Origin of the sequence: Microbacterium natoriense, from assembly GCF_030816295.1 — a bacterium.
Taxonomy (GTDB): Bacteria; Actinomycetota; Actinomycetes; order Actinomycetales; family Microbacteriaceae; genus Microbacterium; species Microbacterium natoriense_A.
The window spans coordinates 3,066,517-3,092,598 of the sequence record NZ_JAUSXV010000001.1; the positions used below are offsets into that span (position 1 = coordinate 3,066,517).

Genomic DNA, 26,082 nt, shown 5'->3' on the forward strand with positions numbered 1-26,082 from the left:
TCAGGCCGGGTCGGCCGCGAGCTCGAACGGCACGACCGGGCAGTCCTTCCAGAGGCGCTCCAGGCCGTAGTAGACCCGCTCCTCCTGGTGGAAGACGTGGACGATCAGGTCGCCGAAGTCGAGCAGAACCCAACGGGACTCCGCTCGCCCCTCGCGACGCACGCGCTTGTGCCCCGACTCGAGGAGCTTGTCCTCGATCTCGTCGGCGATCGCGGCGACGTTGCGCTCGCTGTTGCCGGTGACCAGCAGGAAGATGTCGACGAGCGGCAGGGGCTCGGACACGTTCAGCGCGACGAGATCCTCCCCGCCCTTGCTGACGGCGGCATCGACTGCGATCTGCAGCATTTCTTCGGCGGTTTCAGGTGACTGCATCAGATCAACTTCGTTGTGAAGGCGACGATCAGGACGACACCCAGCGCGAGCGCCAGACCGCCCGCCACGATCGCGAGGGTGAGCATGAGCTTGTTGCCCTTTTCGGGGGCCGGCGGTCGGATGACCTCACCGGCGGGCTTGATGGTGCTGATCGCGGCACTCGCCGCGATCGGGGTCGGCGAGGAAGCCGGAGGCAGCTCGCCGTCGATCAGCACGGAGTCGACGTCTTTACCGTCGGCGACGCCGTGCGCATGGCCCTGTGAGCCGATCCCCTGCGGAAGCTCGTAGGAGCCCGTGACGAGGATCTCTCCGGTCGAGGCGACGGGTCCGTCGAGGGACCCCTCCCCCGCCGGCGGGTTGAAGATGAGGGTGTTGGAGGCGGTGTGCTGCGAGCCTCCGGAGCTGTCGGCTGAGAGAAGCTCATCGAACGACGGAGTGAACGACTGCTGCGGCTCAGCCGCATCCGCAAGGACGCCGTATCCGAACGCCTCGCTCACGACAGGACGCTCGCCTTCGGGCAGATCGGCGTCGTCGAGGCGCTTCACATCGGCGAGCACGTCGTCTGTGTCGTCGTGCTCCGTATCCTGCGGCTCCTGCACCTCGATGCCGAGCGCCGCGACGGCTGCCACGGGATCGTCGTCGACGTGCGCGGGATCGATCTCGACCGGCGCGGTGCTCTCGGAGAGAGGTACGTCGCCGACCGTGTCGACGGCTGCGGCGGCGCTCACAGGAGCGACGTCGACCTGCTCGTCGTCGTCATCGTCTTCGTCTTCGTCTTCGGAGAACGCAGAACTCGGCGGCGCGAACGCGGGGACGCCGGAGACGATCTCCTCCGATTCAGCCGGAGAGACGTCGGTGGCGGCAGCTTCTTCCTCGACGTCCTCTTCGATCGGCTCCTCGGCGGGAGCCTGCGGGGCGGACTCCTCGGCAGCCGAAGCGCTTTCGTCGCCACCGAGCACGGGCACGGATGCGGTCTTGACCCGTTCCTGCTCGCGGATCTGACGACGCGTCAGCGGAGCGCCAGAGGAATCGACGTCGTCGCCTGGCGCGGGGGCGATCTCTGCCGGCTCCGCAGCACGCGGCAGAGGCGGGACCGGCGGGGGAACGGGCGGCGCCGCGGGCGCTGCCGCTGCGGCCGCCGCCTCTTCTGCCGAGATGACCGGCGTCGAGCCCGTCAGTCGGATCTCTCGCAACTGCTTGCGCGTCAGCGGACCGTGCTCTTGCTGATCCGATGTACTCATGCCTTGCTCCGATACAGATGATGCTTCGCGATGTATTGAACGACCCCGTCGGGAACGAGGTACCACACCGGCTCTCCGTCGTGCACCCGTTCACGGCATGCCGTCGACGAGATCGACAGCGCCGGCACCTCGAGCTGGCTGACGTCACCGGGTGGGAGGCCGTCTGTGCTCAGGACATGTCCAGGACGTGAGACCGCGACGAAATGGGCCAGCTCCCACAACTCATCATGGTCCCTCCAACTGAGAATTTGCGCTACGGCATCCGCTCCCGTGATGAAGAACAGTTCGGCGTCCGGACGATCTCGCTTCAGATCGCGGAGGGTGTCGATGGTGTACGTCGGCCCTTCTCGATCGACGTCGACCCGGCTGACCGTGAACTGCGGGTTGGATGCCGTCGCGATCACCGTCATCAGATACCGGTGCTCGCTGGGGGTCACGTCTTGCTTCTGCCACGGGCGGCCCGTCGGCACGAAGACGACCTCGTCGAGATCGAACGAGTGCGCGACCTCGCTGGCGGCGACCAGATGTCCGTGGTGGATCGGATCGAACGTCCCGCCCATCACGCCGATGCGCGGAGCGCGCGAGGTCGTTGTGCTCATGCGGTCTTAGTGGCCGTGCCCCGCCCCGTGCCCGTCCTTGCCGTGCTTCGCGGCGAATGCTTCGGCCTTGGCCGAATGACGGTTGGCGACGTTCTTGTACGACAGCGTCACCAGAGCGAGCGCGGTGAACACGATCGCGGCGATGACTCCGAAGATCAGCGTCTCGAGCGCCACGTTTCCGTGGTGCTCGGTCTCTGCGGCGGCCATCGCGATCTGTGCGACGAGGTTCATCCTTGCTCCAATTCGTGACCTGCGGGCTGTACAGCGCCCCCAAGTCTAGTCCTCAGCCGCGAATCTGACCTGCTCCACGCGCCAACCACTTCGTGCTGGTGAGCTCGGCAAGACCCATCGGACCGCGCGCGTGCAGCTTCTGCGTCGAGATGCCCACTTCGGCGCCGAAGCCGAACTCGCCGCCATCGGTGAACCGGGTCGACGCGTTCGCCATCACGACGGCCGAGTCGACCTCGGCGAGGAACCGCTCGGCATTGCGGGAATCGGTCGTCACGATCGACTCGGTGTGGCCCGTGCTGTAGCGACGGATGTGCTCGAGAGCCTCGTCGAGCGAGTCCACGACCTTCATCGCGATGTCGAGGCTGAGGTACTCGGTCGCCCAGTCCTCCTCGGTCGCGGGGATCACGTTCGACACGAGGCCCGCGACTATGTCGTCTCCGTGGATCGCGACGCCCTCGCTCTGCAGTGCGCTCGCGACGAGAGGAACCAGACGAGGCGCCGCCTGACGGTGCACGAGCACCGTCTCGACGGCGTTGCAGACGCTCGGGCGCTGCACCTTCGCGTTCACGACGATGTCGCGCGCCCAGTCGTCGGGCGCGCTCTCGTCGAGCACGATGTGCACGTTGCCCGCACCGGTCTCGATGACGGGCACGGTGGACTCGGTGACGACCGTCTCGATGAGCCCCGCGCTGCCACGGGGAACGAGCACGTCGACGAATCCACGTCCGTGCATGAGCGCCTTGGCGCCATCGCGGCCGAAGTCGTCGACGGTCTGCACCGCTTCGGGCGTCAGCCCCGCTCCGGCCAGCGCGTCGCGCATCACTGCGACCAGCACGGTGTTCGACTCGAGTGCGGCGCTGCCGCCGCGGAGCACGATCGCGTTCCCCGACCGCAGCGCGAGAGCGGCGATGTCGACCGTGACGTTCGGCCGGGCCTCGTAGATGGCGCCGACGACCCCGAACGGCACGCGCACCTGCTCGAGCGCGACGCCGTTCGGCATCCGATGTCCCCCCACGACGCGCCCGACCGGGTCGGGAAGAGCTGCCACCTCGCGCACAGCCGAGGCGAGAGCGGCGACGCGCTTCTCGTCGAGACGCAGACGGTCGATCAGAGACTCCCCGATGCCGCCTTCGCGACCTCGGACGATGTCCTTGCCGTTGGCCTCGATGATCTGCGCGGCATTCTGCTCGAGCGCCACGGCGATGGCCTCGAGCACTCGCGCCTTGTCGTCGCTGGTGAGAGCGGCCGTGGCGCGAGACGCCTCCTTGGCGCGCTCCAGGCGCACCTGCGGGGTCTGATCGGTCATCCCGCCAGTCTAGGAGACGGCCGGTTCGAACCAGGTTCCTATTTCGTCGCCGTTCAGGGCCCTCTCGACGAGGTCGGCGCTCGTGACGAGCACGCCGATTCCGGATGCGGCGGCGAGTCGCGCGGCAGACACCTTCGTCGCGGCTCCCCCTGTGCCCACACTGTTCACGACGGTCGAGCCGAACTCGAGACCTGCGAGATCCGCGTCGGGGGCGACCGTGTCGATCGGCTGGGCGCCGGGGTCGGTCGGAGGCTTGGTGTAGAGCGACTCGATGTCGCTGAGCAGCACGAGCGCATCCGCCTCGAGAAGCTGGGCGACGAGGGCTCCGAGGCGGTCGTTGTCGCCGAAGCGGATCTCCTGTGTGGCGACCGTGTCGTTCTCGTTCACGATCGGCAGGATCCGGAGCCCGAGCAGACGCTCCATCGCGCGACGTGCGTTGGATCGCGACATCGGGTGCTCGAGATCGCCCGTGGTGAGCAGCACCTGACCCGCCACGATGTCGAACGGGCGCAGTGCCTCCTGGTAGCGGAAGATCAGGATGTTCTGCCCCACGGCCGCCGCGGCCTGCTGAGTGGCGAGGTCGGTGGGGCGGGCGTCGAGGCGGAGGAACGGGATGCCGGTGGCGATCGCCCCCGACGACACGAGGATGACCTCGGTGCCGCGGGCGTGCGCGGCCGCCAGCGCGTGCACGAGCATCGGAATGCGCCAGGAGGAGTCGCCGCTGATCGAGGACGAACCCACCTTCACGACGATGCGCGAGGCGGTGGACAGATCCGCGCGGGTGCGGGCTGTCACTTCTCGTCCTCGCGGTATGCCGCGAGGCGCTGAGCCTCCACCTCCGCACGGGCCTCGGCCTTGGCGTCCATGCGCTCGTAGTAGTGCTCACGGCGCTCGGACGTGGTTCGGCGGGCGTTCGGGGCCAGACGCGGATCGGTGCCACGAGGGGCGACCATCAGCTCGGCGGCCGACGCCATCGTCGGCTCCCAGTCGAAGACGATGCTGTCGCCCTCGCCGATGACCACGGTCGATCCCTGAACCGCACCGAGACGGAACAGCTCGTCTTCGACCCCGAGCTTCTCGAGGCGATCCGCGAGGAAGCCGACGGCTTCTTCGTTCTGGAAGTCGGTCTGCTGCACCCAGCGCACCGGCTTCTCGCCGAGGATGCGGTAGACGTTGCCGTACGTTCCGCCCTCGACCCGGATCGTGAAGTCCTTCTTCGAGCCCCTGGGGCGGATGACGACCCGCTCCGGCGGAACCTCCAGCGCTGCTTCGGCGCGGTGCTTCTCGACGATCTCGCCGAGCGCGAACGTCAGAGGACGCAGACCCTCGTGCGACACCGTGGAGATCTCGAACACCCGGAATCCTCGCGCCTCGAGTTCGGGACGGACGAGGTCGGCGAGGTCACGCGCCTCGGGCACGTCGATCTTGTTGAGCGCGACGAGCTGCGGACGCTCGAGAAGCGGCGTCTGACCTTCGGGCACCTCGTAGGCTGCGAGCTCGGCGAGGATCACGTCGAGATCGGAGATCGGGTCGCGCCCCGGCTCGAGCGTGGCGCAGTCGAGCACGTGCAGCAGAGCCGAGCAGCGCTCGACGTGCCGCAGGAACTCGAGGCCGAGTCCGCGTCCTTCGCTCGCGCCCTCGATGAGACCCGGCACATCGGCGACGGTGTAGCGGAAGTCGCCCTGCTGCACGACCCCGAGGTTCGGGTGCAGGGTCGTGAACGGATAGTCGGCGATCTTCGGACGTGCAGCCGAGATCGCGCCGATCAGGCTCGACTTGCCCGCGGACGGGTATCCGACCAGAGCGACGTCGGCGACCGTCTTCAGCTCGAGGACGACGTCGCCCTCGTATCCTGGCGTTCCGAGAAGCGCGAACCCGGGAGCCTTGCGCTTGGGCGTCGCGAGGGCCGCGTTGCCGAGGCCTCCCTGACCGCCCTTGGCGACGACGAATCGCTCACCGGGGATGATCATGTCGATCAGCACCTCACCGGCGGGGTTCTTCACGACCGTGCCGACCGGGACCGGGAGCTCGAGCGTCTCACCCAGGAAGCCGGAGCGGTGGTCGCCCATACCGGGTCCTCCGTTGCCGGACGAGCGGTGGGGCGAGTGGTGGTACGAGAGCAGCGTGCCGGTCTGGGAGTCGGCGACGAGCACGATGTCGCCGCCGTCGCCGCCGTTGCCGCCGTCGGGGCCGCCCAGCGGCTTGAACTTCTCGCGGTGCACGGAGACACAGCCGTTGCCGCCCTTACCGGCACGCAAGTGCAGCGTCACGGTGTCGACGAAGGTGACCATGTCTCTCTCTCCTCAAAAACAGATTCGGGGCGGGCCGAAGCCCGCCCCGAATCGGATGTCTGCTGTGCTGCTGTGATTACTCAGCTGCTGCGACGATGTTGACGACCTTGCGGCCGCCCTTCGCGCCGAACTGGACCGCACCGGCGGCCAGAGCGAACAGCGTGTCGTCGCCACCACGGCCGACGTTCACGCCGGGGTGGAAGTGCGTGCCGCGCTGGCGGACGATGATCTCGCCGGCGAGGACCTGCTGGCCGCCGAAGCGCTTGACGCCAAGACGCTGTGCGTTGGAATCACGACCGTTACGGGTGGAGCTTGCGCCCTTTTTGTGTGCCATGTCCTGGTCTCCTCGGTCTTACTTGATGCCGGTGATCTTGACGCGCGTGAGCTCCTGGCGGTGGCCCTGACGCTTCTTGTAGCCGGTCTTGTTCTTGTACTTCTGGATGATGATCTTCGGGCCGCGGAGGTTGCCGAGAACCTCTGCCGTGACCTTGACCTTCGCGAGCTTGTCGGCGTCGGTGGTCACCGTGGCGCCGTCGACGAGCAGCACAGCGGCCAGCTCGATCTTCTCGCCCTGGGCAGCCTGCACACGGTCGAGCTGAACGATCGTGCCGACCTCGACCTTCTCCTGCCGCCCACCGGCGCGCACTACTGCGTAAACCACTTCATACCTGTTTCGTTGGGGAGCACGTCGGCTCCGAGAATCTCACGGGAAGACTGTTGCTTGCATGCGCCGCGGGGCGACGGGTGCGAACGCAAGACTCTCCGCTCCGTCCATTGAGGACGACGCGGCTTACGCACCAAGGGACTACTTTACCGGATGCCGGGCACTGAGGCAAAACGCTCGAGGCGGTGTGTCTGAACCTACGCTGGACACATGACCGTTCTCGTCGACGACCCCCGCTGGCCCGCGCATGGACGGCTGTGGGCGCATCTCGTCAGCGACGAGAGCCTCGAGGAGCTCCACGCGTTCGCTCGGTCGCAGAGCGTGCCTACGCGCGCCTTCGACCTCGACCACTACGACGTGCCGGAGGAGATGCTCCCCCGGCTCGTCGCCGCCGGCGCGCACCATGTCTCCGGCAAGGAGCTGGTGCGCAGGCTCATCGCGTCAGGACTGCGGATCCCCGCCAGAGATCGGCGCTGAGGCGTCGTTGTTGACGGCCACCGGCGTGCCGGTCAGCGCGGCCGTGGTGACGCGGCGACGGCCCCGTCCCTGACCGGGAGCCTTCGGCTCCGGCAGGGCGTCGAGGACCGAGTCCAGAAGCGCCTCCGCCGGCGACTTGGGCGCCTTGCGATCGCCACCCCGCTTCTTGCGGGGCTTCTTGGCACGCTCGGAGCCGGACGCCTGCTCCGCAGCGGGCGCCACGGCATCCGCTGCCTCGTCGGCATGCGGCGCTCGAGTGGATGCGGCGATCTGAGCGAGAGCGGACTTCGCGCCCTCGGGGATGCTGTGCGTCGTGACCTGCACGGGCGGTGCGCTCTGAGCAGGCCCCTGCGGGCTGCCTCCCCGCTGGCGGCGGTTCTGCTGACCGTTGCCGTTGGACGGCGCGCGGTGCTTCACGACGGGGTCGTGGTGCACGACGACACCGCGTCCGGCGCAGACGTCGCACGCCTCGCTGAAGGTCTCCAGCAGGCCGAGGCCGAGCTTCTTGCGGGTCATCTGCACGAGACCGAGCGAGGTGACCTCGGCGACCTGGTGCTTCGTCCGGTCGCGGCTCAGGCACTCGATCAGGCGGCGCAGCACGAGGTCGCGGTTCGACTCGAGCACCATGTCGATGAAGTCGACCACGATGATGCCGCCGATGTCACGCAGGCGCAGCTGGCGGACGATCTCCTCCGCCGCCTCGAGGTTGTTCTTCGTGACGGTCTCCTCGAGGTTTCCGCCCGAGCCCACGAACTTGCCGGTGTTGACGTCGACGACCGTCATCGCCTCGGTGCGGTCGATCACGAGCGATCCGCCCGAGGGCAGCCAGACCTTGCGGTCGAGCGCCTTCTCGATCTGCTCGGTGATACGGAACGCGTCGAACGGGTCGGTCTCGTCCTCGTAGGGCTCCACGCGCTCCAGCAGATCAGGCGCGACACTCTCGAGGTAGGCGCGGATGGTCTGCTGCGCGTCCAGACCCTGGATGAGCATCTTCGTGAAGTCCTCGTTGAAGACGTCACGGACGATCTTGACGAGCAGGTCGGGCTCGGCGTGCAGCAGTGCGGGAGCCTGCTGGTTCTCGACCTGCTTCTGGATGTGCTCCCACTGCGCGGTCAGGCGCTGCACGTCACGGGTGAGCTGGTCTTCCGTGGCGCCCTCCGCCGCGGTCCGGACGATCACACCGGAGGACTCGGGGAGGACCTCCTTGAGGATGCGCTTGAGACGAGCACGCTCGTTGTCGGGGAGCTTGCGGCTGATGCCGTTCATCGAGCCGCCGGGCACGTACACGAGGTAACGGCCGGGGAGCGAGATCTGGCTGGTGAGGCGTGCGCCCTTGTGACCGACCGGGTCTTTCGTGACCTGGACGAGCACTCGGTCGCCGGGCTTGAGCGCGAGTTCGATGCGACGCGGCTGGTTTCCGGTCTCCACACCGTCCCAGTCGACCTCGCCCGAGTAGAGCACGGCGTTGCGACCGCGGCCGATGTCGACGAACGCGGCCTCCATGCTGGGGAGCACGTTCTGCACGCGACCGAGGTATACGTTGCCGATCAGGGATGCGTCCTGGTTGCGAGCGACGTAGTGCTCGACGAGCACCCCGTCCTCGAGGACGCCGATCTGAGTGCGGCCGTTCTTGGATCGGACGACCATCTTGCGGTCGACGGATTCACGACGCGCGAGGAACTCGGCTTCGGTGACGACGGGACGGCGACGACCGGCGTCGCGACCGTCACGACGACGCTGCTTCTTCGCCTCGAGACGCGTGGAGCCCTTGATGGCCTTCGGCTCGGTGATGTACTCCACCACCCGCTGACGGGGCTGACGCGGCTCGGAACGCTCCTCGTCACCCTCGGGGCCCCCGCGGCGACGACGACGGCCACGAGCGGATGCCGGGGCGTCTTCCTGGTCGCGCTCGGCGATGCGGTCGAAGATGCGTCCGGTGCGGGCCGGCAGCGGCACGACCTCCGGAGCATAGAAGTGCAGCTGAGTGGAGACCTGCGAGACGAACACCTCGGGCAGCAGACCGAGCGTGACGGCCGTGACCTGGGTCTCGACGGGTGCAGGCTCCTCGACGCTCGGCGTCTCGGGTGCGGACTGCGCCGGCGCGTCGACCTCTGATGCCTGAGGCTCTGCATCAGCCGGCGCCTGGACCTCTTCGGCCTGCTCAGCCGTGGTTCCATCGCTCGAGGCCTCCGGCGCCTCGGCGTCGCTCGCCTCTGGGGACGCAACTGCCTCGTCCTGAGGCGCGTCAGTCGATTCCGGGGCGTCCTCCGGCTGGGTGCCCTCCGCTGCCTCGGAGACCGCGGAGGTCTCCGGAGCGTCGGGGACTACCGCTGCGGGCGCGTCAGCATCCGCAGCGAAGTCGAGGGTGGGGGCGTCGTAGTCATTGGTCTCATCGGCCATCTCTGGCTTGCTCCTCGCGCGGGGCACATGGTGCCCGCGAAATCTCATGCCGCACCCGCGGGTGCCGCGAACTCACTGGTTGTGCGACCGGCTCATGGCTCTGATCGCGTGGGGCATCCGGCCCCGAAGTCTTCGTCGATGCGCGCCGTGGCGTGTGCCGAGCGATGCATCACAGGCCATTATCGCACCATGTGCCGCGGTTCGCGGCATCCAGGCGGCTCCGCGTCGTTTTCGCCGGTGCGCTTTCGCCCGATGCATAGCCATCACTGTGATAATCCACATATGAGCGAGCAGCGCACCCGCCCCGTCGTCTATGCCGTCTGGCTGATCATCGCGAGCGTCTTCGGCTGGTGGGCGGCGTTCCAGCTCACCCTCGACAAGTTCGCCGTGCTGGAGAACCCCGACGCGAACCTGAACTGCAATGTCAGCGTCTTCCTGCAGTGCGGCACCAATCTCGAGTCATGGCAGGGTTCGGTGTTCGGCTTTCCGAACCCGATCATCGGCCTGACCGGGTGGATGGCGCCTCTCGTGGTCGGAGTCGCGATCCTCGCCGGGGCGAGGTTCCCGCGCTGGTTCTGGGCGCTGTACGGACTCGGCATCACCGGCGCCTTCGTGTTCATCTGCTGGTTGATCGGGCAGAGCTTCTTCGAACTGCACACGCTGTGCCCCTGGTGCGCTCTCACGTACGTGGTCGTCATTCCCACGTTCTTCTCCACGGTCCTGCAACTGTTCCAGAACGGAACCTTCCCCGTCTCGGAGTCCGCACGCGAGCGTGCGCAGCGCCTCGGCGTGTGGGTGCCGCTCGCCTCCATCGTCGCCTTCGTGCTCATCATCGCTCTCGCGCAGTTCGCAGGTGTCGACGTGATCGGGTCGGTCATCAGCCTGTTCTGATCCTCACCGGAAACGACGAACGCCCTCCCGGCGGGGAGGGCGTTCGTCGTGTTTCCGGGCAGATTCAGTCGAACCAGATGCCGAGCTCGCGAGCGGCGGACTCAGGGCTGTCCGAGCCGTGCACGAGGTTCTGCTGAACCTTCAGGCCCCAGTCGCGGCCGAAGTCGCCGCGGATGGTGCCGGGCGCGGCCGTCGTCGGGTCGGTGGTGCCGGCGAGCGAGCGGAAGCCCTCGATCACGCGGTTGCCGGCGAGACGGATCGCGACGGACGGTCCGGAGAGCATGAACTCGAGCAGCGGCTCGTAGAACGGCTTGCCCTCGTGCTCGGCGTAGTGCGCGGCGAGCAGGTCGCGGTCCGGATCGACCAGGCGGATGTCGACGAGCGCATATCCCTTGGCCTCGATGCGAGCCAGGATCGCGCCGGTGAGGCCGCGCGCGACGCCGTCGGGCTTCACGAGGACGAGGGTTTCTTCGGTGGCCATGTCATTCACTCTCTGTCTGAGTCGGGGATTCGGCGGCGGGGCGTCGTGCGTCCAGCTTCGCCCCCATGATCGTCGCATACGCCCACATGCCGCCGAAAATCACGACGACGAGCAGGATCGAGGGTACGAGCACCGCGGACAGGGCGATGATCGCCTGGATCACCCAGCCGGCCGTGATCGCCCACGGCTTCGTGATCATCCCCGCGACGGCGATGCACGCAAGTCCCATGACCGCGCCGCCGACGATGCCCCACCAAGGCGGTACGCCCGCGGGCAGCGCCTTCAGACCGAACACCGTGAGGCCGGCGAGGAACACCACGATCGATTCGAAGCCCAGGACGATCGGGGCGAGCTTCTGCACAAGCGTGCGCTGCGGTCTCACGCGCGCCACCCGGACTTCCAGTCCTCTTCCTCGGCGAGAGCGATCGCCTCGCCTGCCAGCACGACGGACCCCGCGATCACGACGGCCCGTCGATCCGATGAGGCCGCCCACTCGCGCGCTGCATCGGCGGCGTCGGCCAGCGTCGGGTGGACACTCGCCCTGTGGCCGGCCGCCTCGACGAGGTCGGCGATGGCGTCGGCGTCGCTGGCGCGGTCGCTCTCGGGCGCGGTCGCGAAGACGTGAGCGGATGCCGGCGCCAGATGCGCGACGATGCCCGCTGCGTCCTTGTCGGCCAGCACGCCGAGCACGACGCCCCATTCGTCGAAGTCGAAGCTGTCGTCCATCGCCTGCACGAGCGCGGCCGCACCGTGCGGATTGTGGGCGGCGTCGACGATCACAGTCGGCGCGATGCCCAACAGCTGCAGGCGACCGGGCGATGTCACCGACTGCAGGCCATCGGTGACGATGTCAGCCGCGATCGGCTTGCTGCCGCCGCCGATCAGGGATTCTACGGCGGCGACCGCGAGGGCCGCATTGTGGCCCTGGTGAGCGCCGTACAGCGGCAGGTACTCCTCGGCGTAGGTTCCCGCGAGTCCGCGGATCGTCAGCAGCTGGCCGCCCACGGCGAGCTTCTGCTCGGCGAGACCGAAATCCGCTCCCTCGAACGAGATCGTGGCGTTCTTCTCGGCGGCGACCCGGCGCAGCACCGCGGCGGCCTCGGCCGGCTGCTCGGCCGAGACGACGGCCGCACCCTCCTTGATGATGCCGGCCTTGACCTCGGCGATGGCCGCGATCGTGCTTCCGAGCCGGTCTGCGTGATCGATGTCGATCGGGGCGAAGACTGCGACGTCTCCGTCAGCCGTGTTCGTCGAGTCCCATTCACCGCCCATGCCGACCTCGAGCACGAGCACATCGACCGGGGCGTCCGCCACAGCCACGAAGGCGAGCACCGTGAGCAGTTCGAAGAACGTCAGGGGCGCGTCGCCGGCTGCTTCGAGCTCGGCGTCGACGATGCCGATGAAGGGTTCGATCTCATCCCAGGCGTCGGCGACGGCCTCGTCCGAGATCGGCTCGCCGTCGATCATGATGCGTTCGGTGAACCGCTCGAGGTGGGGGCTCGTGAACAGACCGGTGCGCAGATCGTGCGCCCGGAGCAGCGTCTCGATCATGCGCGCGGTCGAGGTCTTGCCGTTCGTGCCCGTGATGTGCACGACGCGGTACGTCTTCTGCGGATCATCGAGGAACGCGAGGATGCGCGCGACGCGCTCCTTGCGCGGCTGCACCCAGCGCTCCCCCGCCCGGCTCAGAAGCGCCTCGTAGACGGCATCCGCTCTTTCGCGCGCACTCATGAGGCTGCTCCGATCCGGCTGACGGCGACCGTGAAGTCGCCCGTGTTCGCGTAGGTCCCTGCAGGGATCACGGCGGTGAACTCCGCAGCAGGCGCCCCGGCGTCTCCGCGGTGGACTCCGTGCTCGAGCGCCAGGGTCTCCCCCGCGACATCGGCGATCTCGAAGGCAGCGTCGACCGCATCCGCATCCGCTTCGCTCGCGAAGATCAGGTCGAGCCTGATCCGGTCGCTCACGTCGAAGCCCGCGTTCTTGCGGGTCTCCTGCACGGCGCGGATCACGTCGCGGGCGAGGCCCTCGGCTTCGAGCTCCGGGGTGGTCGCCGTGTCGAGCAGCACGAAGCCGCCGGAGGGGACGATCGCGAGCGCCTCGCCCTCCGGACGCCCGGTGGTCTCGAGCACGAGTTCGTACTCCCCCGGCTCCAGAGCGATGCCGTCAGCCGTGACGATCCCGTTCTCCTCGGTCCAGAAGCCATTGCGTGCGGCCTGGATGACCTTCTGCACCTCTTTGCCGAGGCGCGGGCCGGCCGCGCGGGCGTTGACGCTGAGGCGGTGATCGATGCCGTAGTCGGCTGCCGTGGTCTCGGACTGCGGCACGAGCTCGACGGACTTCACGTTCAGCTCCTCGCGGAGGATGTCCTCGAACTGTCCGAGCGTCGCAGCGTGCGGCGACACGACGGTCAGGCATGCGAGAGGCAGGCGTACGCGGAGCTTCTCTTTCTTGCGCAGCGCGTTGCCGACGCTCGAGAGCTCGCGGACGGCGTCCATCGCGTCGCGGATCTCGTCGGCGGCGGGGAAGGCGTCGGCATCCGGCCAGTCCTGCAGGTGCACGCTGCGTCCGCCGGTGAGTCCCTGCCACACGCGCTCGCTCACGAGCGGGACGAGCGGGGCAGCCACGCGGCACAGGGTCTCGAGCACCGTGTAGAGCGTGTCGAACGCTTCGGTCGATGTGCCGGCCCAGAAGCGGTCGCGCGAACGACGGATGTACCAGTTGGTCAACACCTCGGCGAAGTCCCGCAGAAGAGCGGATGCCGTGGTCGAGTCCAGGCCCTCGAGGTCGCTCTTCACCTCGCGGACGAGGTCGCCGAGGCGCGCCAGGATGTAGCGGTCGAGCACGTCGGTCGAGTCGGTCCTCCAGGACGCCTCATACCCCGTCTGGGTCCCTGAGCCTGTCGAAGGGTTCGCCGCATTGGCGTAGGTCGCGAAGAAGTACCACGAGTTCCACAGCGGCAGCAGGAACTCGCGCACTCCGGCGCGGATCCCCTCTTCCGTGACGGCGAGGTTGCCGCCTCGGAGCACCGAGCTCGACATGAGGAACCAGCGCATGGCGTCGGAGCCGTCGCGGTCGAGCACCTCGGAGACGTCGGGGTAGTTTCTCAGCGACTTCGACATCTTGTAGCCGTCGGAGCCGAGCACGATGCCGTGGCAGCTCACGCCGGTGAACGCCGGACGGTCGAACAGCGCGGTCGAGAGCACGTGCATCACGTAGAACCAGCCGCGGGTCTGCCCGATGTACTCGACGATGAAGTCGGCGGGTGCGTGCGAGTCGAACCACTCCTGGTTCTCGAACGGGTAGTGCACCTGCGCGTAGGGCATCGATCCCGAATCGAACCACACATCGAACACGTCCTCGATGCGGCGCATCGTGGACTTCCCAGTGGGGTCGTCGGGGTTCGGACGGGTCAGGTCGTCGATGTAGGGACGGTGCAGGTCGATCTCGCCCTCGGGGTTGCGCGGCAGCGTGCCGAAGTCGCGCTCGAGGTCTTCGAGAGAGCCGTAGGCGTCGATGCGCGGATACTCCGGGTCGTCGCTCTTCCAGATCGGGATGGGCGAGCCCCAGTAGCGGTTGCGGCTGATCGACCAGTCGCGTGCGCCCTCGAGCCATTTGCCGAACTGGCCGTGCTTGACGTTCTCGGGCACCCACGTGATCTGCTCGTTGTTCGCGAGCATCCGGTCTTTGATGTCGGTCACGCGGACGAACCAGCTGGAGACGGCCTTGTAGATCAGGGGGTTCCGGCAGCGCCAGCAGTGCGGATAGGAGTGCACGTAGCTCTGCTCGCGCACGAGTCGCTGCTCTGCGCGGAGCAGACGGATGATCGGCGTGTTGGCGTCCATCCACAGCAGGCCCGCGACGTCGGTGACGTTCGAGAGGAAGCGTCCGCCGTCGTCGAGCGACAGGATGGTCGGGATGCCGGCGGCCTCCGCCACGCGCTGGTCGTCCTCACCGTAGGCGGGCGCCTGGTGCACCACGCCCGTGCCGTCGCTGGTGGACACGTAGTCGTCGACGAGGATCTGCCAGGCGTTCTCGGTGCCGTAGGTCTCGGTGTCGGCGTAGTAGTCGAAGAGCGGTTCGTAGCGGAGCCCGCCGAGGTCGGCACCGCTGATGGTGCGCTCGACCGCCTCTGCCGCAGCCGCGGCGTCTTCGTAGCCGAGATCCTTCGCGTAGCCGGCGAGGAGATCCTGCGCGAGGAGGTACTTCACGCCCTCGAGGCCCTCGGACGCACCCTCGGGACCCGCGGCGACGACGGCGTACTCGATCTCCGGGCCCACGGCGAGCGCCATGTTGGTCGGCAGGGTCCATGGCGTGGTAGTCCACGCGAGAACGCGGACGCCCGCGAGGCCCTTCGCCTCGGCATCCGCCCCGGCCAGCGGGAACGACACTGTGACCGACGGATCCTGGCGGTCTTTGTAGACGTCGTCGTCCATGCGCAGCTCGTGCGCGCTCAGCGGCGTCTCATCGCGCCAGCAGTACGGCAGCACGCGGTAGCCCTCGTAGGCGAGACCCTTGTCGTACAGGGTCTTGAACGCCCAGAGCACGCTTTCCATGTAGCCGAGGTCGAGCGTCTTGTATCCACGCTCGAAGTCGACCCAGCGGGCCTGGCGGGTGACGTAGTCCTGCCACTCGTGCGTGTAAACGAGCACCGAGTCCTTCGCCTTCGCGTTGAAGACGTCGATGCCCATGTCCTCGATCTCGCTCTTCTCGGTGATGCCGAGCTGCTTCATCGCCTCGAGCTCCGCAGGCAGACCGTGCGTGTCCCAGCCGAAGACACGGTCGACCTTCTTGCCGAGCATGGTCTGGAAGCGCGGGAACACGTCCTTGGCGTAGCCGGTCAACAGGTGGCCGTAGTGAGGCAGGCCGTTCGCGAACGGGGGACCGTCGTAGAAGACCCATTCGTCGGCGCCCTCACGCTGGTCGATCGACGCACGGAACGTCTGGTCAGCGTGCCAGAAGTCGAGGATCTCGCGCTCGATGTCAGGGAAGCGCGGGCTCGGGGCGACGACCTGGGTCGCTGAGCCTGTCGAAGCGTCGGCCGCGGGGCCGAAGGCGGAGGTGCGGGGGTAGGTCATGTCGTCTCGCAGGAGTCGTGGCGGATGCTGCCGCAAGGACGATCTGCCTGGATCACTTCACTGACCAGGCGAACCGCGGTACCACCTCGCTTACCGCGCCTCACGGCGGGGCCACTCTCACTGCGGCTGTGACGGGCCTGCCCCGCTCGGTTCTACTGACTCCGACCCGCCGCTTGCGCTGCGTCTGCCGAAAGCGTTCTTCCGAGAGCTCCCCGGTGATGGCCGGATCGATGCTCGTCCCTCCAGTGTACGCGCTGCGCGGCGGCATCTGCTCGCCCCGCCCGGGTCTGCGCTCGCCGCATCCTTCTCCTCTTCACTCGCCGCTCTTTCTCCCTCCAGTCGGACTGCACCCCAGAAGGCAACCCGCGCCTGGGACGGAAGATTCTGTTGCGATCGTCCGACTCAACCGCTGTTCGCCTTCCGAAGCGCTGGCTCTCAGACCGCCAGATGCAGACCCTGAGCCACCGCGCGCATGATCAGGTCCTGTACCATCGGCCACTCGAACATGATCTGGGTGTACGAGACCCGGATCACCGTGTAGCCCATGAGCCGCAGCTCGGCATCGTGCCGGATGTCCTCCGAGCGCTGTGCGCCGACGTGATGCGCACCATCGATCTGGACGATCAGACGATCGCCGATCAAGGTGTCGACGCGGTGCCCTGCGATCCAGATCTGCGTCAGGATCGGCACCCTCAGCCAACGGAGCCGAGTTCGCAGATACGTCTCAAGCCCGGCATCCGCGAAGGGCATGGCCTGCTCGAGCACCCGCCGCGCTGCGGGCTTCCATGAATAGCCGCGCAGGGTGTCGAGTGTGACCAGAGACTTGTTGAGCGCGGATTCCCATGTGGCGAGCGCCTGCTCGAACGGCTCACACTCGGCGATGTTCGCGAGGACGTTCTCGATGGGATCCACGAGCGCGCCAGGATCTCTCGGCACGAGGGGCGCTCCCCAGTGGAGTTTCGCTTCGACCGCGAGTTTGCGCTTGGCGTTGTGGGGAACGGCGAAATGCGGAGGCCCTCCGTGATGGTGAACCCACAGCCCGAGCAGACTCGCCTGGGTCCGACACGTCAGCACCACGCCGAATCGCGCCGCGGCGACCAGCGTTCTCTCGGCCGTGGGCAGAGCGATCCAGCCGCGTCGCGGGCGGATCACCTGACCGCGCGCGACGGCATCGTCGAGAACCCATCGCGAGATCCCGCGCTCGGCGACCACGACAGCGCGCACGACCCCGCCGAGTTCGGTCAGGAGTGCGAGCAGTTGAGCGGTGGATGCCACTCCGCCAGTATCCAGATCCACTGGCCGCTTGGTCGCCCGCCCTCAGCGAAACGCCCGGTTCGGTGGAGAACCCGTCCTAGCCCTGCGGTGTGCAGAGCGGGTGGTGGCGGGGTTCAACCGCTCGAGCGACGGACAACTGCGCCAGGGAAGGATCCCCCGTGTCTGAACGTCCTTCTCAAGCGCAGGATGCCTTCCGAAGCGCTGCCGCCGACCGGTGTCCAAGACAGCACCTACGCTCGAACCATGGCTCGCTCTCCCGAATCCCCTGCCGCACCGCGCGTCTCGTCGCCCGACCTGCCAGATGATCTCGATCCCGCCGTGGCGGCGCGAGGTGCAGACCTCCTCGCGGCCCGGCTCGATCTCACGGGCACCGCGAACCTCGCCTACGCCTCGCTCGAGCAGTGCACGATCGCTGCAGACGCGGATGCCGTCGACCTCACCGGCGCGACGATTCTCGACGTCGCCGTGACGGGCGCCCGCATCGCCTCGCTGCGCATGCGCGGGTCCGGCATCCGACGCCTGCGCATCTCCGGCGGAAGGATCGGCACTCTCGATCTCAGCGAGGCGCGCATCGACGAACTCGAGCTGCGCGACCTGCGCGTCGACTACCTGAACCTCGGCGGAGCCAAGGCCACAGATGTCGACATCGTCGACTGCGCCATTCGCACGATCGATCTCCCGCAGGCAGAGCTGACCCGGGTGCGCTTCACGGGAACATCCAGCGACGAAGTGGATCCGCGCGGCCTGCGGGCGGTCAACGTCGACCTCCGAGGGCTCGACGCCATGAGCTACCTCGATGCCAACAGCCTGCGCGGTACCACGCTGACGTCGTTCCAGGTTCAGCAGCTCGCGCCGGTTCTCGCTGCGGGCATCGGCATCCAGGTCAACGACTGAGGGTCACGACCCGGCGGCGAGCAGTTCCCTCGTGAACGGATGCTGCGGAGCCGCGAACACGGCACCGGTCGCGCCCTGCTCGACGATCCGCCCGTCCTGCATCACGAGAACCTCATCCGCCACGGCCCCGACCACGTCGAGATCGTGCGACACGAAGACCATCGTGAGCCGGCGCTCTCGCTGCAGACGGACCAGCAGCTGCAGCACCCGCTCGCGGACGGAGGGGTCGAGAGCCGACACGGGCTCGTCGAGCACGAGCACGTCCGGCTCCGCGGCGAGCGCTCGGGCGATCGCCGCACGCTGACGCTGCCCACCGGAAAGTGCGAGTGGCCGGCGCAGGGCCAGCACAGGATCGAGATCCACCTCGTTCATGAGCTCGGCGACCCGTTCCGCCCGCTTCGCTCGCGGCACGCCGCCCGCGGCGAGCGCCTCTCGGAGAGACCGGCCGATCGTCCAGCGCGGATCGAAAGCCCCCAGGGGATTCTGGTGCACGAGCTGCACGCGGGTCTCCCCCGCCCAGTGCAGTTCGCCCGCATCCGGCCGCTCCACGCCGACCACGATCCGCGCGAGCGTCGTCTTTCCCGACCCCGACTCCCCCACGATGCCGAGTGTGCGCCCCTTCGGCACCGCGAACGACGCCTCGCTCACCGCCGTGGTCTCGCCGAATACCTTCGACACCCCGGTCGCGACGAGTACGTGATCCGACACGGGCATCTGCACGTCTCGGGGTGAATGCTGCGTCGCCTCGATGAGCTGACGCGTGTACAGGTGCTGCGGGTTCTCCAGCACCTCGCTCACGGGGCCCTCTTCGACGACGACGCCCCGACGCATCACCAGCACGCGATCAGCGAGGCGGCGCACGGCGGCGAAGTCGTGACTGATGAACAGCACGGCGGTGCCGGCATCCGCGATCTCCCGCAACAGGGCGAGGATGCGCGCCTGCACCGTGGCGTCGAGCGCGGTGGTGGGTTCGTCTGCCACGAGGACCGCCGGATCTGCCGCCAGTGCCGAGGCGATCAGGGCCCGCTGCCGGAGACCGCCGGACAGCTGATGCGAGTACTGACGTGCTCGGAGTTCGGGTTCAGGCATCCACACTCGCCTCAACAGCACCTGTACCTCATCGCGGCCGTCTGGAAGACCGTGCAGCCGACGGGCCTCCGTGACCTCACGGCCGATGCGCTGGAGCGGGTCGAGCGACACGAGGGCGTCCTGCGAGACGAGAGCGATGCGCGAACCGCGCAGTCTGCGCCACCCGCGCTCGCCCATGCCGTCGGCTTCGACGCCGTCGATCAGCAGTCGATCAGCGTGCACCGACGCGTCGACGGGGAGGAGCCCCAGAAGCGCCCGCGCCGTGAGCGACTTCCCGGCACCCGACTCCCCCACGATCGCGACGCACTCCCCTGGTTCGACGGCGAGCGAGACCCCGTCGACCACCTGCGTTCCGCCGAAGCTCACGCGCAGCCCCCGCACCTCGAGCGCCGGGTTCACGAGGCCCTCCCTGAGCGCAGCACCCGGCCGACGACTGTGGCCGCCACCACGGTGAGCGTGACGGCGATGCCGGGGAAGACCGAGATCCACCACGCCTGGCCGAGCACATTGCGCCCGCCCGCCAGCATGAGCCCCCATTCGGGCGTCGGCTCTGATGGTCCCAGTCCGAGGAAGCTCAGGCCGGCTGCGGCGAGGATGCTCGAACCGATTCCGATCGTGGCCAGCACGCTGAGGGAGCCGAGCACACCGGGCATCACGTGCCGCACGAACGCCCGCAGCGGCGGGACTCCGAGGATCCGCGCGGCCTCGACGTGTTCTGCGAGCCGCAGCGACCGGGTCTGCACGCGTGCGAGCCGGATGTAGACGGGGACGGCCGCGAGCGTCACCGCGATCGCGATGTTGACCGCGCCCGGCCCCAGCACGGCCACGACCACGAGCGCGACGAGGAACTCCGGGAAGGCCATCAGCACATCGTTCACTCGCATCATCGCGACGTCGACGCCGCGAGGCGCGACGCCCGCGATCGCACCGATCAGCAGGCCCGCGATCAGAGCGACAGCGGTCGCCAGGAGCCCGATGCCCACCGACCGACCGGCGCCGTGGACCACGCGGGAGAACACATCGCGCCCGCTCTGGTCGGTGCCGAAGAGATGCTCGGCGCTGGGCGGCAGCAGGGCGGAGCGCACATCGGTCTCCAGCGGGCTTCTGGCGGTCAACACGTCGGGGAAGAGCGCCGCGAACGCGATCACGGCGAGCACCCCGACCGCCGTCCACAGCAGTACGCGCTTCATCGAACAGCCCTCTGCTGTGAACGCAGCCGTGGGTCGATCAGCGGATGCGACAGCTCGACGACGATGTTCACGCACACGAACACCAGGGCGCTCAGCAGGATGATGCCGGTGATGACCGGCAGGTCTCGGTTGCTGATCGCCGAGAGCGTGATGCGTCCGAGCCCAGGGCGTGCGAACACCGTTTCGACGAGCACGGCACCACCCAGCACAGACCCCGTCAGATACGCGGCGAGTGTGATCGCTCCTGCACCGCCGTGCCGCAGTCCGTGCCGCACGGTGAACCAGGAAGGCCCGGCGCCGCGTGCGCGGACTGTCTCGGCGAACGGCATCCGCTCCGCCTGCACCAGGCCGTCTCTGAGCACCTGACTCAGAAGCGCGGCCACCGGCAACGCGAGAGTGACGGCGGGAAGCACGATGGTGGCCGGATTGCGCGCTCCTGATACGGGGAACCAACCCAGCCCGAACGCGAACACGCTGAGCAGCACGAGGCCGATCCAGAACACCGGCGATGACAGCACGACCAGCTCGACGCCCGCGGCCAACGCCCTCCCGAGCCGACCCCGCACCAGCACCGTCACTGTGAGAGCCAGGACCACCGCGATGACGAGAGCCACCGCCGACAACTGCAGCGTCGCACCGAGCTGTCTGCCGATCACCTCTGCGACCGGCATCCGCAGCTGGTACGACTCGCCCAGGTCGCCCTGCGCGAGTCGCCCGATGAACGCCGCGTACTGCTCCAGCGGAGGCCGATCGAGTCCCAGTTCCACCCGGATGGAATCCTTGACCGCGTCGCTCACCTGGGCCTGTGGTCCGAGCATGACAGACACCGGGTCACCGGGGATCACCCGGAACGCGAGGAAGGCGAGGGTGGCTGCCCCCCAGAGAACGGCGAGAGCGGATGCGGCGATCCCGGCGATCCTCAGCAGCACCGCCTTCACGCGCTTCGTCACTCCGACTCGCTCCGCTCGCTCGGTACGGCGCCCGCTGTGCTCGCTCAACGACCGCTGGGGTTCAGCCGACGCTCACATCGTAGAACAGCGGCCGGCCGTACAGGTCGTAGTCGAGTCCCTTGACGCGCTCGCCCACGGCGGTGATCGCCGAGGGGCTGTAGAGAGGCACGATCGCGACGTGCTGCGCATTCCACTGCTGCACCTCGGTGTAGAGCTCGTCACGGGCGCCCTGATCGCTCGTGGCCACAGCGTCTTCGAGCAGTGCGTCGAGCGCCGGATCGGAGACCTGCGAGGCGTTCTGGAACCCGTCGGTGTGCAGGTGATTGCGCAGGAAGTCGGGGTCGACGCCCGAGAAGCCCCAATCGGTCAGATCGAACGTCTTGGGTCCGTACTGCTCGTTGTAGGCGCCGGGCTCGAGCTCCTCGCGGACGACCTCGAAGCCGATCTCCTTGAGATCCGACTGGATCGCGTTCGCGAGAGCGGCGCGGTCGTCGGGGATCGGGGTCCACGCGATCCAGCGGACGGACAGGCGCTTGCCGTCCTTCATGCGGATGCCGTCGGCGTCGCGTGCGGTCCAGCCTGCCTCGTCCAGAAGAGTGTTCGCCGCATCCTGGTCGAAGGGCCAGGTTCCCTCGAGAGAGGCGTCGTAGCCGGGCGTGGTCGACCCGAGGACGCTCCACGCGCGCGGGAACTGTCCGAAGTAGATCTCGTCGACGGCTGCGTCGATGTCGATTCCGCGGGAGAACGCCTGCCGCACCTTCTCGTCGGCGAAGACGCCGTACTTCTCGTTCAGGTACAGCGAGTACGGCAGACCGGGGTACTCGACGGAGTCGACCGTGATCGCGTCATCGAGGCCCGCCACGAGGTTCGGCGGCACGTTGCTGGCGAGATCGGACTCGCCGCTCTCGATGACGCCCGTGCGCACCGACGCCTCGGGCTGAATCTCCACGCGGAGCGTCTCGAACTTCGGGGCCTTCGAGCCTTCCTCGCCCGGGCCCCAGGCGTAGTCGTCGTTGCGCGTGTACACGATCTCCTGGTCGGGCGTGTACTCGGTCAGTTCGAAGGGGCCGGTGCCGACTGTGATGCCGGGGCCGCCGGCCTTGAGCTTGTCGGCCGACTCCTTCAGAACCTTCGGCGAGTAGAAGCCGAGCTGCGGCGTGCTCGCCGCCTGCAGGAACGGTGCGTACGGCTGCGTGAAGCTGACCTTCACCGTGTAGTCGTCGATCACCTCGGTGCCGTCGTAGAAGTCGGCGCCGAGCATGCTGGCTGCCTGTGCCGATTCGGTCTCGGGGTCGACGATGCGGTCGAAGTTCGCCTTGACGGCGGCCGCGTCGAACTTCTCGCCGTCGGTGAAGGTCACATCGTCGCGGAGCGTGAAGGTGTACTCGGTGCTGTCCGGAGAGACGTCCCACTTCGTGGCGAGCCACGGTGAGAAGCTGCCGTCGTCCTCCTGGAAGACGAGCGAGTCGAGCACTGCGCGCTGAACCATTCCCGAGACGTCGAGCTGGCTCACCTGCGGATCCATGTGCCCGGCCGAGAGGTTCGCACCTTCGATCGACCATACGAGTTCGTCGCCACCGCTCTCTCCTCCGGCGGATGGCGCACAGGCGCTCAGGACGAGAGCGGATGCCGCGGCGATCGCGGCGAGGGGAAGGAGGCGACGCGTGAGGCGTGCAGGCATGACGATTCCTCAGGAAGTTCGATTCGGGATGCTCCGATTCTACGGCCGATTCTTGGACCCGGTCGATGTACGGCCCGGTCGTTACGCGGTCGGTACACTGGGAGCACATCCACACTCAGGCACGCTCACACAGTGCCGTATACATCGCTCGAGGAGACCTCCCTTATGTCCGTGATTCCCGACAAGCCCGCACTCGAAGGTCTCGAAGCGAAGTGGAACGAGGCGTGGTCCGAGCAGGGCACGTACCTGTTCGACCGCATCCGCGCCGCGCAGTCGGGCCGCGACGGCGTGTATTCGATCGACACGCCCCCGCCGACGGCATCCGGCTCCCTCCACATCGGTCACGTGTTCTCGTACACCCACACCGATATCAAGGCGCGCTTCGAGCGCATGCGCGGCAAGACGGTCTTCTACCCGATGGGCTGGGACGACAACGGCCTGCCCACCGAGCGTCGTGTGCAGAACTACTACGGCGTCCGCTGCGATCCCTCGCTCCCCTACGACCCCGACTTCGCTCCGCCGTTCGAGGGCGGCGACAACAAGTCGTCGCGCGCAGCCGACCAGAAGCCGATCAGCCGCCGCAACTTCATCGAGCTGTGCGAGAGGCTGACCGTCGAGGACGAGAAGCAGTTCGAGGCGCTCTTCCGCCAGCTCGGACTGAGCGTGGACTGGACGCAGACGTACCGCACCATCTCCGACGACACGATCCGCCAGAGCCAGCTCGCCTTCCTGCGCAACATCGAGCGCGGCGAGGCCTATCAGGCGCTGGCGCCCACGCTCTGGGACATCGACTTCCGCTCGGCGATCGCGCAGGCGGAGCTCGAGGACCGCGATCAGCAGGCGGCGTATCACACGATCGATTTCCCGTTCGCCGACGGCAGCGGCGCGATCACGATCGAGACCACACGGCCCGAGCTTCTTCCCGCCTGCATCGCGATCGTGACGCACCCCGAGGGTCCGCACAAGCATCTGATCGGCACGAAGGTCAAGACGCCGTTCTTCGACGCGGAGATCGAGATCCACGGTCACCACCTCGCCCTCGCCGACAAGGGCACGGGCGCGGCGATGGTCTGCACCTTCGGCGACGTGACCGACATCATCTGGTGGCGCGAGCTGCGCACCGTCGATGGCCGTGATCTGCCGAACATGACCACGATCGGCCTCGACGGACGATTCCTCCCCGAGGCGCCTTCCCTGGTCGGATCGGCAGACGCCCGCGCCTGGTACGAGGAGCACCTCGCCGGCAAGACGGTGTTCTCCGCTCGCAAGGAGATCGTGGAGAAGCTGCAGGAGACCGGCGACATGACCGCCGTCGGCAAGCCGTTCAACCACGCCGTGAAGTTCTTCGAGAAGGGCGACCGCCCGCTCGAGATCGTGTCGACGCGCCAGTGGTACATCCGCAACGGCGCTCGCGACGCCGAACTGCGCGACCGGTTGATCGCGCACGGCAACGAACTCGCCTGGCACCCCGACTTCATGCGCGTGCGCTACGAGAACTGGGTCGGCGGTCTCACCGGCGACTGGCTGGTGTCTCGCCAGCGCTTCTTCGGCGTGCCGATCCCGCTGTGGTACGCGCTCGACGAGAACGGAGAGCGCGACTACGCCCGCGTGCTGACGCCTGACCACGCGGCTCTGCCGATCGACCCGACGACCGATGTGCCCGACGGGTTCGCCGAGGACCAGCGCGACGTGCCTGGCGGCTTCGAGGCCGAAGCCGACATCCTCGACACGTGGGCGACTTCCTCGCTCACTCCCCAGCTGGCGGGTGGATGGCAGCGCGACGATGAGCTGTGGCAGCTCACCGCCCCGTTCGACCTGCGCCCGCAGGGACAGGACATCATCCGCACCTGGCTCTTCTCGACCATGCTGCGCTCGACGCTCGAGGACGGCCGCTCGCCATGGCGCAACGCCGCGATCAGCGGCTTCATCGTCGACCCCGACCGCAAGAAGATGTCGAAGTCCAAGGGCAACGTGGTGACGCCGGCGGACATCCTCGACACGCATGGGTCGGATGCTGTGCGGTACTGGTCAGCGTCGAGCCGGCTCGGCATGGACGCGGCGTTCGACCCGCAGAACCCCACGCAGGTCAAGATCGGCCGCCGCCTGGCCATCAAGGTCCTCAACGCGGCGAAGTTCGTGCTGTCCTTCCCCGTGCCGGAGGGCGCCCAGGTCACTCATGCGCTGGACGCATCGATGCTCACGGCGCTCGACTCCGTGATCGCCGAAGCCACGAAGGCATACGAGAACTACGACCAGGCGAAGGCGCTCGAAGTCACCGAGGCCTTCTTCTGGACGTTCTGCGACGACTACCTCGAGCTCGTGAAAGAGCGCGCGTACAACCAGAACGATGTGGGACAGGCATCCGCCGCCCTCGCGCTGCGCCTGGCCCTGTCGACCCTGCTCCGCCTGCTCGCACCGATCCTCTCCTTCGCGACCGAAGAGGTGTGGTCGTGGTTCGAGGAGGGGTCGGTGCACACGGCATCCTGGCCCGAGCCGCTCGGCATCGAGGGTGACCCCGCGGTGCTGTCGGCGGCGAGTGAAGCGCTTATCGGCATCCGCCGCGCGAAGACCGAGGCCAAGGCCTCTCAGAAGACCCCCGTCTCACGGGCCGCGATCGCCGCACCGGCGGCCAAGCTCGATGCCCTGCGCGCGGCTGCCGACGACCTTCGTGCGGTGGGTCGCATCGAGCAGCTCGAGTTCACCGAAGCCGAGGCCTTCGCCGTCACGGCGATCGAACTCGCTCCGGTCGAGGGCGCCTGATGCAGCTGGGCACGCGCTGGGCGACCGGATCGGAGCCGCCTGCTTCGGTCCCCGCAGCTCTCCGCCCGGCGATCGCCGAGGTGGAAGCGCGTGGACTGAGCGGGCATTGGACCCTCACCTGGCTCGAAGGACGCGCGATCGCGGAACTCGACGCCGGCTGGGAAGTCCTTCAGACCGCATCCGGCGTCGTCTCCCGCCCCTTCGAGGACTGACAA

General features: G+C 67.9%; 24 protein-coding genes. 5 read left to right on the forward strand and 19 right to left on the reverse strand.

The features are described from left to right. The 9 genes from rsfS to rplU form a co-directional block, all read right to left on the reverse strand. Positions 1–372: a ribosome silencing factor gene (gene rsfS, locus QFZ53_RS14450; RefSeq protein WP_292908404.1), complete on the reverse strand. Its 372-nt coding sequence runs from the start codon at positions 370–372 to the stop codon at positions 1–3. Beyond that, positions 372–1,613 carry a hypothetical protein gene (locus QFZ53_RS14455; RefSeq protein ID WP_307297596.1) on the reverse strand — a complete coding sequence of 414 codons (1,242 nt, stop codon included), beginning with the start codon at positions 1,611–1,613 and terminating at the stop codon, positions 372–374. Before QFZ53_RS14455 ends, rsfS begins: the two co-directional genes overlap by 1 nt. Next, positions 1,610–2,212, reverse strand: coding sequence for a nicotinate-nucleotide adenylyltransferase (nadD, locus tag QFZ53_RS14460; RefSeq protein ID WP_292908400.1), 603 nt, complete (start codon positions 2,210–2,212; stop codon positions 1,610–1,612). Before nadD ends, QFZ53_RS14455 begins: the two co-directional genes overlap by 4 nt. Positions 2,213–2,218: 6 nt before the next feature. After that, positions 2,219–2,443: a hypothetical protein gene (locus tag QFZ53_RS14465; RefSeq protein WP_292908398.1), complete on the reverse strand. Its 225-nt coding sequence runs from the start codon at positions 2,441–2,443 to the stop codon at positions 2,219–2,221. 52 nt (positions 2,444–2,495) lie between these two features. Continuing rightward, positions 2,496–3,749, reverse strand: coding sequence for a glutamate-5-semialdehyde dehydrogenase (locus QFZ53_RS14470; protein ID WP_307297600.1), 1,254 nt, complete (start codon positions 3,747–3,749; stop codon positions 2,496–2,498). A gap of 9 nt (positions 3,750–3,758) precedes the next feature. After that, a complete protein-coding gene (gene proB, locus QFZ53_RS14475; RefSeq protein WP_307297601.1) occupies positions 3,759–4,544 on the reverse strand; it encodes a glutamate 5-kinase in 786 nt (261 codons plus the stop codon). After that, entirely contained in the window at positions 4,541–6,040 is a 1,500-nt protein-coding gene (obgE, locus tag QFZ53_RS14480) for a GTPase ObgE (protein WP_292908393.1), read from the reverse strand. The genes proB and obgE overlap by 4 nt, the downstream gene beginning before the upstream one ends. Before the next feature lie 76 nt (positions 6,041–6,116). Further along, positions 6,117–6,374 (reverse strand): 50S ribosomal protein L27, encoded by a 258-nt coding sequence (gene rpmA / locus QFZ53_RS14485; RefSeq protein WP_028501603.1) that lies wholly within the window; start codon positions 6,372–6,374, stop codon positions 6,117–6,119. 18 nt (positions 6,375–6,392) lie between these two features. Further along, positions 6,393–6,701, reverse strand: coding sequence for a 50S ribosomal protein L21 (gene rplU, locus QFZ53_RS14490; RefSeq protein WP_045258321.1), 309 nt, complete (start codon positions 6,699–6,701; stop codon positions 6,393–6,395). Between the two features lie 213 nt (positions 6,702–6,914). Between rplU and QFZ53_RS14495 the strand changes: the two genes are divergently transcribed. Continuing rightward, the gene (locus tag QFZ53_RS14495) at positions 6,915–7,181 is read left to right on the forward strand and encodes a DUF4031 domain-containing protein (RefSeq protein WP_292908388.1); all 267 of its coding nucleotides are present in this window, start codon (positions 6,915–6,917) and stop codon (positions 7,179–7,181) included. On the opposite strand, the gene QFZ53_RS14500 is transcribed toward QFZ53_RS14495, so the two are convergent. Next, on the reverse strand, positions 7,146–9,581 hold the full coding sequence (locus QFZ53_RS14500) for an Rne/Rng family ribonuclease (protein ID WP_307297638.1): 2,436 nt from the start codon (positions 9,579–9,581) through the stop codon (positions 7,146–7,148). The genes QFZ53_RS14495 and QFZ53_RS14500 overlap by 36 nt on opposite strands. 282 nt (positions 9,582–9,863) lie before the next feature. Between QFZ53_RS14500 and QFZ53_RS14505 the strand changes: the two genes are divergently transcribed. After that, complete coding sequence (locus tag QFZ53_RS14505) at positions 9,864–10,472, forward strand: vitamin K epoxide reductase family protein (RefSeq protein WP_292908384.1); 609 nt, start codon at positions 9,864–9,866, stop codon at positions 10,470–10,472. A gap of 64 nt (positions 10,473–10,536) precedes the next feature. Here QFZ53_RS14505 and ndk read toward each other — a convergent pair whose 3' ends face one another. The 5 genes from ndk to QFZ53_RS14530 all read right to left on the reverse strand — a co-directional run bounded on the left by ndk (position 10,537) and on the right by QFZ53_RS14530 (position 17,303). Next, the gene (gene ndk / locus QFZ53_RS14510) at positions 10,537–10,953 is read right to left on the reverse strand and encodes a nucleoside-diphosphate kinase (protein WP_102192635.1); all 417 of its coding nucleotides are present in this window, start codon (positions 10,951–10,953) and stop codon (positions 10,537–10,539) included. 1 nt (position 10,954) lies between these two features. Continuing rightward, positions 10,955–11,335: a DUF4233 domain-containing protein gene (locus QFZ53_RS14515; protein ID WP_292908377.1), complete on the reverse strand. Its 381-nt coding sequence runs from the start codon at positions 11,333–11,335 to the stop codon at positions 10,955–10,957. Then, positions 11,332–12,684, reverse strand: a complete 1,353-nt coding sequence (locus tag QFZ53_RS14520) for a bifunctional folylpolyglutamate synthase/dihydrofolate synthase (protein ID WP_292908375.1) — start codon at positions 12,682–12,684, stop codon at positions 11,332–11,334. Before QFZ53_RS14520 ends, QFZ53_RS14515 begins: the two co-directional genes overlap by 4 nt. Continuing rightward, the gene (gene ileS / locus QFZ53_RS14525; protein WP_307297642.1) at positions 12,681–16,028 is read right to left on the reverse strand and encodes an isoleucine--tRNA ligase; all 3,348 of its coding nucleotides are present in this window, start codon (positions 16,026–16,028) and stop codon (positions 12,681–12,683) included. Before ileS ends, QFZ53_RS14520 begins: the two co-directional genes overlap by 4 nt. A 435-nt stretch (positions 16,029–16,463) precedes the next feature. Beyond that, complete coding sequence (locus QFZ53_RS14530; RefSeq protein WP_307297645.1) at positions 16,464–17,303, reverse strand: endonuclease domain-containing protein; 840 nt, start codon at positions 17,301–17,303, stop codon at positions 16,464–16,466. A 243-nt stretch (positions 17,304–17,546) separates the two neighbouring features. On the opposite strand from QFZ53_RS14530, the gene QFZ53_RS14535 reads away from it, so the two are divergent. Next, positions 17,547–18,197, forward strand: coding sequence for a pentapeptide repeat-containing protein (locus QFZ53_RS14535; protein WP_307297648.1), 651 nt, complete (start codon positions 17,547–17,549; stop codon positions 18,195–18,197). A gap of 3 nt (positions 18,198–18,200) precedes the next feature. Here the strand turns inward: QFZ53_RS14535 and QFZ53_RS14540 are convergent, their stop codons facing one another. The 4 genes from QFZ53_RS14540 to QFZ53_RS14555 all read right to left on the reverse strand — a co-directional run bounded on the left by QFZ53_RS14540 (position 18,201) and on the right by QFZ53_RS14555 (position 23,107). Beyond that, positions 18,201–19,685: an ATP-binding cassette domain-containing protein gene (locus QFZ53_RS14540; RefSeq protein WP_307297652.1), complete on the reverse strand. Its 1,485-nt coding sequence runs from the start codon at positions 19,683–19,685 to the stop codon at positions 18,201–18,203. Then, on the reverse strand, positions 19,682–20,476 hold the full coding sequence (locus QFZ53_RS14545; protein WP_307297654.1) for an ABC transporter permease: 795 nt from the start codon (positions 20,474–20,476) through the stop codon (positions 19,682–19,684). The genes QFZ53_RS14540 and QFZ53_RS14545 overlap by 4 nt, the downstream gene beginning before the upstream one ends. After that, on the reverse strand, positions 20,473–21,426 hold the full coding sequence (locus QFZ53_RS14550; protein WP_307297656.1) for an ABC transporter permease: 954 nt from the start codon (positions 21,424–21,426) through the stop codon (positions 20,473–20,475). The genes QFZ53_RS14545 and QFZ53_RS14550 overlap by 4 nt, the downstream gene beginning before the upstream one ends. Positions 21,427–21,487: 61 nt before the next feature. Further along, complete coding sequence (locus tag QFZ53_RS14555; RefSeq protein WP_307297658.1) at positions 21,488–23,107, reverse strand: ABC transporter substrate-binding protein; 1,620 nt, start codon at positions 23,105–23,107, stop codon at positions 21,488–21,490. Between the two features lie 165 nt (positions 23,108–23,272). Here QFZ53_RS14555 and valS point away from each other — a divergent pair, with 165 nt between their 5' ends. Next, entirely contained in the window at positions 23,273–25,867 is a 2,595-nt protein-coding gene (gene valS, locus QFZ53_RS14560; protein ID WP_307297660.1) for a valine--tRNA ligase, read from the forward strand. Beyond that, entirely contained in the window at positions 25,867–26,079 is a 213-nt protein-coding gene (locus QFZ53_RS14565; protein WP_292908357.1) for a hypothetical protein, read from the forward strand. The genes valS and QFZ53_RS14565 overlap by 1 nt, the downstream gene beginning before the upstream one ends. Positions 26,080–26,082 lie beyond the last annotated feature (3 nt).

What these genes read in the sequence shown, in the direction of transcription:
- rsfS (WP_292908404.1), bottom strand. Translation starts at nt 372, where the DNA reads ATGCAGTCACCTGAAACCGCCGAAGAAATGCTGCAGATCGCAGTCGAT.
- QFZ53_RS14455 (WP_307297596.1), bottom strand. Translation starts at nt 1,613, where the DNA reads ATGAGTACATCGGATCAGCAAGAGCACGGTCCGCTGACGCGCAAGCAG.
- nadD (WP_292908400.1), bottom strand. Translation starts at nt 2,212, where the DNA reads ATGAGCACAACGACCTCGCGCGCTCCGCGCATCGGCGTGATGGGCGGG.
- QFZ53_RS14465 (WP_292908398.1), bottom strand. Translation starts at nt 2,443, where the DNA reads ATGAACCTCGTCGCACAGATCGCGATGGCCGCCGCAGAGACCGAGCAC.
- QFZ53_RS14470 (WP_307297600.1), bottom strand. Translation starts at nt 3,749, where the DNA reads ATGACCGATCAGACCCCGCAGGTGCGCCTGGAGCGCGCCAAGGAGGCG.
- obgE (WP_292908393.1), bottom strand. Translation starts at nt 6,040, where the DNA reads ATGGTCACCTTCGTCGACACCGTGACGCTGCACTTGCGTGCCGGTAAG.
- rpmA (WP_028501603.1), bottom strand. Translation starts at nt 6,374, where the DNA reads ATGGCACACAAAAAGGGCGCAAGCTCCACCCGTAACGGTCGTGATTCC.
- QFZ53_RS14495 (WP_292908388.1), top strand. Translation starts at nt 6,915, where the DNA reads ATGACCGTTCTCGTCGACGACCCCCGCTGGCCCGCGCATGGACGGCTG.
- QFZ53_RS14500 (WP_307297638.1), bottom strand. Translation starts at nt 9,581, where the DNA reads ATGGCCGATGAGACCAATGACTACGACGCCCCCACCCTCGACTTCGCT.
- QFZ53_RS14505 (WP_292908384.1), top strand. Translation starts at nt 9,864, where the DNA reads ATGAGCGAGCAGCGCACCCGCCCCGTCGTCTATGCCGTCTGGCTGATC.
- ndk (WP_102192635.1), bottom strand. Translation starts at nt 10,953, where the DNA reads ATGGCCACCGAAGAAACCCTCGTCCTCGTGAAGCCCGACGGCGTCGCG.
- QFZ53_RS14520 (WP_292908375.1), bottom strand. Translation starts at nt 12,684, where the DNA reads ATGAGTGCGCGCGAAAGAGCGGATGCCGTCTACGAGGCGCTTCTGAGC.
- ileS (WP_307297642.1), bottom strand. Translation starts at nt 16,028, where the DNA reads ATGACCTACCCCCGCACCTCCGCCTTCGGCCCCGCGGCCGACGCTTCG.
- QFZ53_RS14535 (WP_307297648.1), top strand. Translation starts at nt 17,547, where the DNA reads ATGGCTCGCTCTCCCGAATCCCCTGCCGCACCGCGCGTCTCGTCGCCC.
- QFZ53_RS14545 (WP_307297654.1), bottom strand. Translation starts at nt 20,476, where the DNA reads ATGAAGCGCGTACTGCTGTGGACGGCGGTCGGGGTGCTCGCCGTGATC.
- QFZ53_RS14555 (WP_307297658.1), bottom strand. Translation starts at nt 23,107, where the DNA reads ATGCCTGCACGCCTCACGCGTCGCCTCCTTCCCCTCGCCGCGATCGCC.
- valS (WP_307297660.1), top strand. Translation starts at nt 23,273, where the DNA reads ATGTCCGTGATTCCCGACAAGCCCGCACTCGAAGGTCTCGAAGCGAAG.
- QFZ53_RS14565 (WP_292908357.1), top strand. Translation starts at nt 25,867, where the DNA reads ATGCAGCTGGGCACGCGCTGGGCGACCGGATCGGAGCCGCCTGCTTCG.